A 10,093-nucleotide genomic window follows, 5' to 3' on the forward strand; every position below is an offset into this window, starting at 1 on the left:
TCGATCCTTTATTACATTGGTCCTTTACGACAGCACGCGCTGGTTCCGGCCATAGACCAGCAGCATGGCGATGATCACCGCGCCATAGATGATCTGGCGGCCCGCCTCGGGCATCTGCATGATAGACAAAACGGAATTGAGCAGCACGATCAGAATCACGCCGATCAGCGTGCCGATATACCGCCCGCGCCCGCCGAGGATATGCGTGCCGCCCAGCACCACGGCGGCAATCGCCGGCAGCAGGTAGACATTGCCCATGCCCTGGTAGGCCTTGGCCGAATAGCCGGCCAGCAGGATGCCGGCGATGGCGGCGCAGACCCCCGACACCACGAAGGCGCCGAGGATCACCCAGCGCGTGTGGATGCCCGAGAGATAGGCCGCGGCCTCGCGCGAGCCGGTGGCATAGATCGCGCGGCCAAAGCCGGTGCGGGTGAGGATGACGACGATGGCCAGCGATACCGCCGCCCAGACGAAGATCGCCGCGGGAATGCCGAGCAGGCGTTCCTTGGCGAGAAACACCATCAGCGGCGTGGCGGTGTCCTGCGGCGCGAAGCCGCCGGTCTGCGCCACCATCAGGCCGCGCAGCACGGTATCGACGCCGAGCGTGAAGATCATCGACGGGATGCGCAGCCAGGCAACCCCGATGCCGTTCACCAGGCCGACCGCCACGCCGACGGCCAGCGCGGTGGGCACGGCCATGTCCCCGCCGATGGCGGTGGCGGTCATGGCCGCCGCCGTCAGGGTCCAGGGGATCGAGAGGTCGATATGGCCGAGCAGGATCACCATCATGATGCCGGCCGCGCAGATGCCTAAGAAAGCGCCGATCTGCAGCTGCTGCAGCAGGTAGTTCGGCGACAGCAGCGGCGCGGTGCCGGTGGTGGACAGCGTGTAGCCGGTGCCGATCAGCAGGATCACCAGGATGAAGCCCAGGGCGATGGCGATCGGTTTGTTTTCGGCCGAGACAAGTCTGCGCATGGCGTCACCTGAACAGATCGAGTTTGTTCTTCACCCGCAGGGTGCGGAAGGCGCCGAACGACACGGCGGTGAGCAGCACCACGCCCTCGATCAGCGGCTGCAGCAGGGGATCAATATCGAGGATGCGGAAATAGAACGAGATCACCCGCAGGATCAGCGCGCCGACCAGGCTGCCGATGGCGCCGCCGCTGCCGCCCAGCAGGGAGGTGCCGCCCAGCACCACCGCCGCGATGGAATTCAGGGTATAGGCGCCGGCCTGCTGGATGTCGGCATTGCCCGAGGAGGTCTGGATGGCGAGATAGAGTCCGCCGCAGGCCGCCAGGAAGCCCCCCAAGGTGAAGGCCGCGATCTTGGCCCGATTGATCGGCAGGCCCGACATATAGGCCGATCCCTCGGCCGAGCCGATGGCATAGACGGTGCGCCCGGTGACCGAGCGGCGGAAGGGTATCCAGACCAAAGCCGCCACCACGATGACCAGGATGACGGGCACCGGGATATCGGCGAAGGGCGAAAGCCACCAGGCCTGGCCGCCATCGGCGATGCCATAGGTTTCGGCGAAATCGGCCACGGAGTTGGTCAGCGCCCAGCTCAGGTCCTCGTCCACGTCCCCGCCCGGCTTCGGCCTGACCAGCAGGGCGAGGCCAATGGCAATCGCCCCGGTGGCCAGCGTGGCGATGATCGGCTGGATCCGGCCGTAGACCACGATGATGCCATTCATCAGCCCAAACGCCGTGCCGGACAGCAGCGTCACCACCACGCCCAGCAGGATCTGCGCCGGCGAGCCGTGCAGCAGTTCGGAGGCGATGCAGTTGGTCAGCGTCATCACCGCGCCGACCGAGAGGTCGAGCCCGCCGAGCAAAACGGGCAGGGTCTGCGCCATGGCGACAAAGACGATGGCGACGGCCTCGTTGGAATTCTGGATCGCCACGGCCGACGAGAAACCGCGCGGATGCAGGATGTTGTAGACCAGGCACAGCACGACCAGCAGCAGGATGGCGGCGGCAAAGCCCAGATTCTGCTGCAGCCATCGCGTCAGGGACTTGGCAAGCATCAGGCGGCCCGCGGGTCGATGTTGAGCGAGGCGGCGACCAGGCTTTCCTCGGTGATGCCATCGCCGGATTGTTCGCTGACCACCCGCCCGCCATACAGCACCGCGACACGGTCGCAGCAGCCAATCAGTTCCGCATAATCCGAGGAATAGAACAGGATGGCCTTGCCGGCATCGGCAAGGTCGCGCATCAGCCGGTAGATTTCCTGCTTGGTGCCGACATCGATGCCGCGGGTCGGATCGTTCAGCAGGATGATGTCAGGGTCGATCATCAGCCATTTGGCGATCACCACCTTCTGCTGGTTGCCACCCGAGAGCGTCATCACGGCATCCCGGGGAGAGCCGGCCTTGATCTGCAGCTTGGCGATGCCATCCGCCACGGCCTGGCGGGCGCGCTGGGGATCGATGAAGGGGCCGCGCGATATCCTGGCCTGACAGGCGGCCAGAAGGTTGTCGGCAATCGACATGCCCAGCATCAGGCCTTCGGTCTTGCGGTCTTCCGGCACCAGGGCCATGCGGGTGGACCCCGATTTCGCCGCCGCCGGCGAGGCCGGCCCGCCGCGCTGCCCGGCAATCGCGATCTCGCCCCCGACATGCTCCAGCACGCCGAACAGCGCGAGCAGCAGTTCCTTCTGCCCTTGCCCATCGAGGCCGCCGAGGCCGACGATCTCGCCGCGAGCGACGGACAGGTCGATGCCGTTCAACCGGTCTTCCCATGTCAGGCCGCTCACCTGCAACAGGGGCTGGTCTTCCTGCGCCTGCTGGCGCGCTGGCGGCCGGGGCGGAAACTGCGCCTCGACATCGCGCCCGATCATCAACTTCACGATCTCGCGGCCGTTCTTTTCACCTTTGGCAAATGTCTCGATATGCCGGCCGTTGCGGAAGACCGACAGGGTGTCGCACAGCGCATCCACCTCGTGCATGCGATGCGAGATGAACAGGCTGGCCACGCCTTTGGATTTGAGATCGGCGAGAAGGTCATAGACCGTCTGCACGTCGCGGGCGGTGAGCGCCGATGTGGCCTCGTCCAGGATCAGCACCTTCGGATCGCGACCGAGCGCCTTGGCGATCTCGATCATCTGACGGCGCGACAGCGACAGCTCGCGCACCAGGGCATTCGGATCGACATCCTCGCAGCGCACCCTGGCGAGAAGCTTTTCCGCGCGCGCCTTCTGGGCGCGGCGATCGATCAGCCCCAGGCGGCGCGGCGGATCTGATATCGACAGGTTGTCGGCGACCGTCAGGTCGGGGATCAGCGAAAGTTCCTGGAACATGCAGATGATGCCCGTATCGCCGGCGGCGCGCGGCGATGCGAAGGCAACCGGCCTGCCCTCAAGGCGGATTTCCCCGGCATCGGGCTGCAGTACGCCGGACATGATCTTGATCAGGGTCGACTTGCCTGCCCCGTTTTCCCCAAGGATGCCGTGGATGGACCCAGCCGAGCAGGCGAAATCGACATCTTCCAGCGCCCGGATGCCCGAGAAATGTTTCGATATGCCGCGATATTCGATGATGACGTCGGTCATGCCTGTGCTGCATCCGGCTAAAAGCTGGTCGCCCCTGCATAGGGGAGGACAGTTTCCGCGAAGACAGGGCCCCGGATGTTGAACCCGGGGCCCTGTTCGATCCGGGAGGACGGTTATTTCACGTCAGCTTCGGTCTTCGACATGATCGCCGGGCCGGAGACGTTCACGCCGCAGGGCGGGAACTCGTTGACCGTGAAGAAGTTGTCCGGAAGGCTGGTCCAGAAGTTCACGCCGTCCTTCAACTGCGTGTAATCGGCCACCGGCAGCGGCACCGAGATGAGCTGCGGCATGGCCTTGCCTTCCAGCGCGGTGACCGCCGCCTTCATGGCGATCGCGACCAGGCCGGGTGACTGGCCGATCGAGATGCCCTTCAGGCCCTCGCCCGCATGCTTGGCGACGAGCTTGCGGAAACCGTTTTCGGACTCGCCGGCAATCGGGACCATGGGATGCTTGGCATCCAGCATCGCCCGGACCACGCCGGTGGTGCCGCCCTGCGCCGCGATCGCATCGAACCTGCCGTGCACGGCGATGGCGTCGGCCGTTACCTTCTGCGCGGTGCCGTCATCCCAGTTTCCCACCACCTGGACAACCTCCCACTTGCCGCCCGATGCCTCGAGCGCCTTGTGGATGCCGACCGAGCGGTCGCGGTCGACCGAATTGCCCGGCAGGCCGCGTACCTCCAGGATCTTGCCCGAGGTCTTGCCCGCCGCCTTCAGCTCCTTGAGCAGGAATTCGGCCCAGGTCTTGCCCATGGCAAGCTGGTCTTCGTTCACCTGCATAACCTTGTCGGTGTCTAGCACATTGTCGAACGGCACCAGCACCACGTTGTTCCGGTCGGCCAGACGGATGACGCGGTCGAAACCGTCCGGCGACACCGCGATGGTGACGATGGCGTCATAACCCTGGTTGATGAAGTCCTCGATGGCGCCCAGCTGAGCCGGCGCGTCGGTTCCGGTGGAAACGACCTTGAACTCCTTGATCTTGCCCTTCATCGACGGATCTTCGGCAAAAGCCTTGGCCGTCTTGATCATCTGGATGCGCCAGGTGTTGCCGACGAAGCCGTTGACCACGGCGACGCGGTATGGGCCCGGACGGCCGGCCCACTGGAAGTATTTGGTGCTGTTGGACCAGGGCTTGAAACAGGCCGGATCGGCACCGGGGCCCGAAACGACCTTGGGGCCGGCATAGGCCAGCTGCGCCGACAGCGCCACCGCCATCACGACGGCCGAGAATGTGAGAACTGATTTCATGGTGGTTCCTCCCTCTGTTTAAAGCATCCGTTCGGAATTCTTCGGACTGCGGTCCACGTCTCCGTTATTTCGGATCTGCCTTCATGCTGACGCCTTCGTCAGACCCACTGCCTCCATCTCTTCGCTGAAATTCCTGAAGCCGATCATCAGGTGGCTGCGTAGGCGATACTGGAATGCCAGGCGGTCGCGCGCGGCCAGCGCGTCGATCACTCCGGCATGCTCGGAATAGGTTTCAGTCTTGTATGACCGGCGGGTCTTGCCTTTCTGCATGATCCGCAGGACGACCGGCTTCATCACCTTGTAGACATCCATGATGGCGTCGTTGCCGAGGATCGATATCAGCCGGGTGTGGAAGTCGTAGTCGACCTCGGAGGCTTCCTGGATGTCGCTGATTTCGGCCAGCCGGTTGTTGATCCCGTAGAGGTCTTCGATATCCCGGTCAGTCAGCCGGTCGAGCAGCCGGTCCGCCGAACCGACCTCGAGTAGGTCGCGGAAGGCCTGCACGTCGCTGAAGGTCTTGCGCGAGACCTCCATGGTGTTGAAGGAAAACAATTCGAACGCGCGCGACAGGCGGTTGTCGGTGATTGTCGCGCCCACCTTGGGCCGCACATCCACCAGGCCATAGGCCTTCACGATGCGCATCGCTTCGCGCACCGTGTTCCGGCTGGCATTGAACTGGGTGCAGAGCTCACGTTCGGTCGGCAGGTTATCGCCGACCTTCAGCCCGGCATCGGCGATCAATGCGCGTATTTGTTCGACCACGGCATCCACGGCCGATCCGCCAGGCGATCTCCCAGACGATCCGTTTTTCAGTGCTATGGCTTTCTGGGCCGATACGCGTGTCTTCGGTTTCACCGCATCCCCTGTGTGATCGGTGTTCCCTGTTGGGATGGCTTGAACCGTCACCCTATTTGTTGGACCAGAATCCCTAGTGAGCCCTCGGCGCCCTGTCAACTCCGTCTTTCTCCGGCCGTCCCGAAAACCGGGAAATGGAGCTTAAATCCCCACAAAACAACAGCAGATTGCACAAGCGCGGCATTTTCAGGCGCGAAGGGCACGAATTGACCCCCATTAGGGACATCCATTATTTGTAGGACCAAATACAAACGACCGGCAGGCAGGCCGCCGGTGGACGGAAGGGGTGGAGACAGATGGCGTTCTTTCTGGGACAGGCGGAAAACGACGGCGTGTTCATCGGCCGGATCTGGTCGCCCGAAGCCGCGGGCCCCTCTGTGGTGACGATCCAGGACGGCATGGTGGTGGACATCACCTCCCGCGCGGCGCCAGTCGTCGCCGATATCTGCGACATGGACGATCCGGCCGGTTTCGTGCGCGCGGCTGCCGGGCGCGTTGTCGGTCCGGCGGAGCAGATCGCGGCCAATACACCCGGCAACGGTACGAAACCGCATTTCCTGGCCCCCTGCGACCTGCAGCCGATCAAGGCCTGCGGCGTGACCTTCGCCTCCTCGATGGTCGAACGCGTGATCGAGGAGAAGGCAGCCGGCGACCCGAAGCGGGCGGAGGCGATCCGGAAAAAGGTCGGCGACGTGATCGGCGGTTCGCTGCGCAACATCAGGGCCGGCTCGGAAGCGGCGGCCGGCGTCAAGCAGGCGCTGATCGCCGAAGGCATGTGGAGCCAGTATCTGGAGGTCGGCATCGGCCCGGATGCGGAAGTCTTTTCCAAGGCGCAGATGCTGTCGGCCATGGGGCCGGGCGCGGATGTCGGCCTGCATCCGGTCTCGAAATGGAACAACCCCGAGCCCGAGATCGTGCTGGCGGTATCCAGCCGGGGCCGCATCGTCGGCGCGGCGCTGGGCAACGACGTCAACCTGCGCGATGTGGAGGGGCGCTCGGCGCTGCTGCTCTCGAAGGCGAAGGACAACAACGCAAGCTGCGCGATCGGGCCGATGATCCGCCTGCTCGACGGCCGTTTCACGCTGGACCATGTGCGGCAGGCCGAACTGGACATGACCGTGACCGGACCAGACGGCTTCGTGCTGAAAGGCCGTTCCTCCATGAAGCAGATCAGCCGCGATCCGGAAGACCTGGTGCGGCAGACGCTCGGCCGCCATCACCAGTATCCGGATGGCATCATGCTGTTCCTCGGCACGCTGTTCGCGCCGACCGAGGACCGCGACATGCCCGGCGAAGGCTTCACCCACAAGATCGGCGATGTGGTGCGGATTGCCTCGCCCGGCCTCGGTTATCTGGAGAATACGGTGCGGCTGTCCACCGAATGCGCCGAATGGACCTTCGGCGCGCGGGCCCTGATGCGGAACCTGGCGGTGCGCGGCCTCATCTGAGGCCGGGCCGGCCCTGCAGGACTACGCCGCGCCGGTCAGCCAGGCTTCTTCGCCAGCATGGAACGTATCCAACTGTTCCGGGCGGTCGTCGCCGAGCAGATCGGGATTCACCGTCACGCCACGACTCTGCTGCATGTAGGCGAGAAACCGGTAGGACGGGCGCAGGGTGGTCAGCACCGCCCAGTCAACCGGCAGGGTTTCGGCCGCATTGACGGTGCGCATGATGTCGCGCTCGAAGAGCACCTCGAAGGACAGCAGCTTCCAGGCGCCGTTCTCGCGCACCGCGCGCGAGAAGAAGCGGCAGAAGACATGGAAGTCCACCTCGACGCCGCTGAGCCTGGCGCGGTTGAAGATCATCGCCGGGCTCTCGACGGTGGCCCTGTCGCCGACGATCCGGGCATAGGCGGGAAACACCCAGTGCTTGCTGGTGGTGCCCGCCGACTTCATCCATGTGCGAGTGGCTTCCACATAAGCCTCGCCGCCCCGGCCGTCATACCAGCTGGTCCGCACATAGGCGTCGTCGTGGAAACAATCCCGCATCACATCGAAGCGGCGCTGGTCGCGGGCGAACCGCTCGCGCCGGACGAGGTCGAAGAGTTCCTCGCGGTCCAGCATGGCCTGCAGGCGGCGGTCGGCGTCGGGCTGCATCAGCCTCTCCCTTCAGGCCGGGCTGGCGAGTTTGTGGAACTGGCGGCGGTTCTGGATATAGGCGGCCAGCACGACCGGCGCCATGATCGCCAGCCCGAGGCCGAGAAGCTGCCAGTCGTTCATGCCGGGCACGGCCTCACCGGGCAGCGCGATCAGCAGGGCACCGACCAGGATGGGCAGCCGCAGCATCCAGCCGACCGGACCATTCCCGAAAATGGGGCCGATCCCGATGATGTAGCCCTGGATGCCGCTGGCGAAGACCCAGACCCCGAAGACGGCCAGCGCCGTCGAGATGAGGATGTTGTCCCAGGTTCCATTCATGATGAGGGCGGGGTCGAAGACGAAGAAGAACGGGATGAAGTAGATGATGCTGCCGATCCGCATCGCCTCGAAGCCGGTGCGCATGGGCGGCGTCTTGGCGATGGAGGCGGCCGCAAAAGCGCCCAGCGCCACCGGCGGCGTGATGAAGGACAGCATGCCCCAGTAGAAGATGTAGAGATGCACCGCAAGCGGGTCGAGCCCGACCTGGATCAGCGCCGGGGCCAGCATCACCGCGAGGAAGATGTAGCAGGCGGTGGCCGTCATGCCGGTGCCGAGGATCAGGCTGGTGATCGCCCCCATGATGAGAAGCAGGTAGGGCGAGCCGCCGGCAATGCTGAGCAGGTCGTTGACCAGCGTGCCGGCCAGGCCGGTCATCGACAGGCCGCCGACGATCATGCCGACCGCGGCGAGGGTGGCGGCAAGGGTGGCGAACAGGCGCGCCAGGCTGTCGATGAAGGCGATCAGCTCCTTTTTGCCCCAGCGGTCGGTCTTGGACACGATCTGGTTGACCACCAGCAGAACGACGGTGGCATAGAAGGGCGCATATTGCTCCTGCTGCATGACGAGCAGCATGACGGTGAGGAATATGAAGGCGAAGACATGGTGCCAGCCTTCCTTCAACGTCGTCTTCAGATCGGGCAGTTCTTCCTTCGTCAGTCCGCGCAGGCCTTCGCGGGCGGCGCGGGCATCGATCTGCACGAACAGCCCGAAGAAGTAGAGGAAGGCGGGGATCGCGGCGGCAATGGCGATCGTGGCGTAAGGCACCTGGAGGAAATCCGCCATCACGAAGGCGGCCGCACCCATCACCGGCGGCATCAGCACGCCGCCCGTCGAAGCGCAGGTTTCGATTCCGGCGGCGACGGTGCCCTTCATGCCGACCTTGCGCATGGCAGGGATCGTCATCACGCCGGTGGTCAGCACATTGGTGACCACGCTGCCGCTCAGCGAGCCCATCAGGCCGCTGGAAAGGATCGCGACCTTGGCCGGCCCGCCCCGGACCTGGCCGAGCAGGGCGAAGGCGAGGTTGATGAAGAAGCGGCCGGCACCGGTATGCTCCAGCGCCGCGCCGAACACCACGAAACCGAACACGAGATTGGCAAAGGCCTTGAGCGGGATGCCGAGGATGCTCTCCAGACTCATGGCGTGATAGGCGGCAACATACTCGAAGGGGGAACTGAAGGCCGAGATCGGCCCCGGCAGCATGTCGGCGAACAGCGGATAGAACGAGAAGAACAGCACGACCAGGCTGAGGACCAGGCCGCCGGCGCGGCGGCCCGCATCGAGCATGACCGCCCACAGGATGGCGCCGATGACGACCGCGATCATCGGAGGCGACATCTCCCAGCCCGAGAGCACGATGTCGTAGGCGTGGAGAATGAAATATCCCAGGGCAAGGAAGCTGACGACCGCCAGCGTCCAGTCGATGATGCCCGGCCCCTGCCCTGCCTTCAGCTTGCCGGCGGGAAAGAGCAGGAACACGAGCGGGATGCAGAGCGCGAGGACAGCGTAGAGATACTGGTTCTCGAGGATCGAGACATGGAAGACCGCACCGATGTTGAAGGTCTGGTTGATCCCGAGCAACAGCATGGCCACCGTGAAGGCGCGGACGACCAGGACTGTCTTGCCGCCGACTTCGCGGGCAGGTGCGGCCTCGCCGTCGTAGAAGCTGTTTTCGATTGTGGACATCTGCATCTGACCTGAAAGAGCCGGACTATCTTACTTGAAATATGCCGGGAACCCAGCCGCCTCGAGAGCCTCGGCACGCACCTTCAGCCACTTCGCGGCGAAATCGTCGCCTTTCACGGCGGCCATCTTCTTCCAGGCCTCCTGCAGGACCTTGCCGCGGGCCACGAGCTGGTCGTTATGTTTCTGCTTGGTGGCATCCCAGGTGCCGGCTTCCTTGTAATATTTGATCGCACCCTCGTTGTACGGCACGACCCAGTCATAGACCTGCGACTTGGCCGCCCAGCCGGAGGTGCCGGACTGGGCCTTGCTGTAGACCGGCGCCTGCAGATCGATGGC

At 64.5% G+C, this 10,093-nt stretch carries 8 protein-coding genes and 1 pseudogene; 1 reads left to right on the top strand and 8 read right to left on the bottom strand.

Annotated features, from left to right (window positions below):
- Positions 1-24: 24 nt before the first annotated feature.
- The 5 genes from Q1J79_RS18815 to Q1J79_RS18835 form a co-directional block, all read right to left on the bottom strand.
- The gene (locus Q1J79_RS18815; RefSeq protein ID WP_300303480.1) at positions 25-975 is read right to left on the bottom strand and encodes an ABC transporter permease; all 951 of its coding nucleotides are present in this window, start codon (positions 973-975) and stop codon (positions 25-27) included.
- A gap of 4 nt (positions 976-979) precedes the next feature.
- Positions 980-2,026, bottom strand: coding sequence for an ABC transporter permease (locus tag Q1J79_RS18820; protein WP_300303483.1), 1,047 nt, complete (start codon positions 2,024-2,026; stop codon positions 980-982).
- Positions 2,026-3,549: a sugar ABC transporter ATP-binding protein gene (locus Q1J79_RS18825; RefSeq protein WP_300303486.1), complete on the bottom strand. Its 1,524-nt coding sequence runs from the start codon at positions 3,547-3,549 to the stop codon at positions 2,026-2,028. The genes Q1J79_RS18820 and Q1J79_RS18825 overlap by 1 nt, the downstream gene beginning before the upstream one ends.
- Positions 3,550-3,662: 113 nt before the next feature.
- The gene (locus Q1J79_RS18830; RefSeq protein ID WP_300303489.1) at positions 3,663-4,799 is read right to left on the bottom strand and encodes a sugar ABC transporter substrate-binding protein; all 1,137 of its coding nucleotides are present in this window, start codon (positions 4,797-4,799) and stop codon (positions 3,663-3,665) included.
- 81 nt (positions 4,800-4,880) lie between these two features.
- Positions 4,881-5,570 (bottom strand): FadR/GntR family transcriptional regulator, encoded by a 690-nt coding sequence (locus Q1J79_RS18835; RefSeq protein ID WP_300303492.1) that lies wholly within the window; start codon positions 5,568-5,570, stop codon positions 4,881-4,883.
- A 380-nt stretch (positions 5,571-5,950) separates the two neighbouring features.
- On the opposite strand from Q1J79_RS18835, the gene Q1J79_RS18840 reads away from it, so the two are divergent.
- Positions 5,951-7,102, top strand: coding sequence for a fumarylacetoacetate hydrolase family protein (locus Q1J79_RS18840; RefSeq protein ID WP_300303496.1), 1,152 nt, complete (start codon positions 5,951-5,953; stop codon positions 7,100-7,102).
- Positions 7,103-7,123: 21 nt separating this feature from the next.
- On the opposite strand, the gene Q1J79_RS18845 is transcribed toward Q1J79_RS18840, so the two are convergent.
- The 3 genes and pseudogenes from Q1J79_RS18845 to Q1J79_RS18855 all read right to left on the bottom strand — a co-directional run.
- On the bottom strand, positions 7,124-7,750 hold the full coding sequence (locus Q1J79_RS18845; RefSeq protein ID WP_300303499.1) for a nuclear transport factor 2 family protein: 627 nt from the start codon (positions 7,748-7,750) through the stop codon (positions 7,124-7,126).
- Between the two features lie 12 nt (positions 7,751-7,762).
- On the bottom strand, positions 7,763-9,757 hold the full coding sequence (locus tag Q1J79_RS18850; RefSeq protein WP_300303501.1) for a TRAP transporter fused permease subunit: 1,995 nt from the start codon (positions 9,755-9,757) through the stop codon (positions 7,763-7,765).
- Positions 9,758-9,787: 30 nt separating this feature from the next.
- Positions 9,788-10,093 (bottom strand): annotated as a pseudogene (locus Q1J79_RS18855) (C4-dicarboxylate ABC transporter); the annotation flags it as partial.

This window comes from Ferrovibrio sp. (assembly GCF_029255545.1).
GTDB lineage: Bacteria > Pseudomonadota > Alphaproteobacteria > Ferrovibrionales > Ferrovibrionaceae > Ferrovibrio.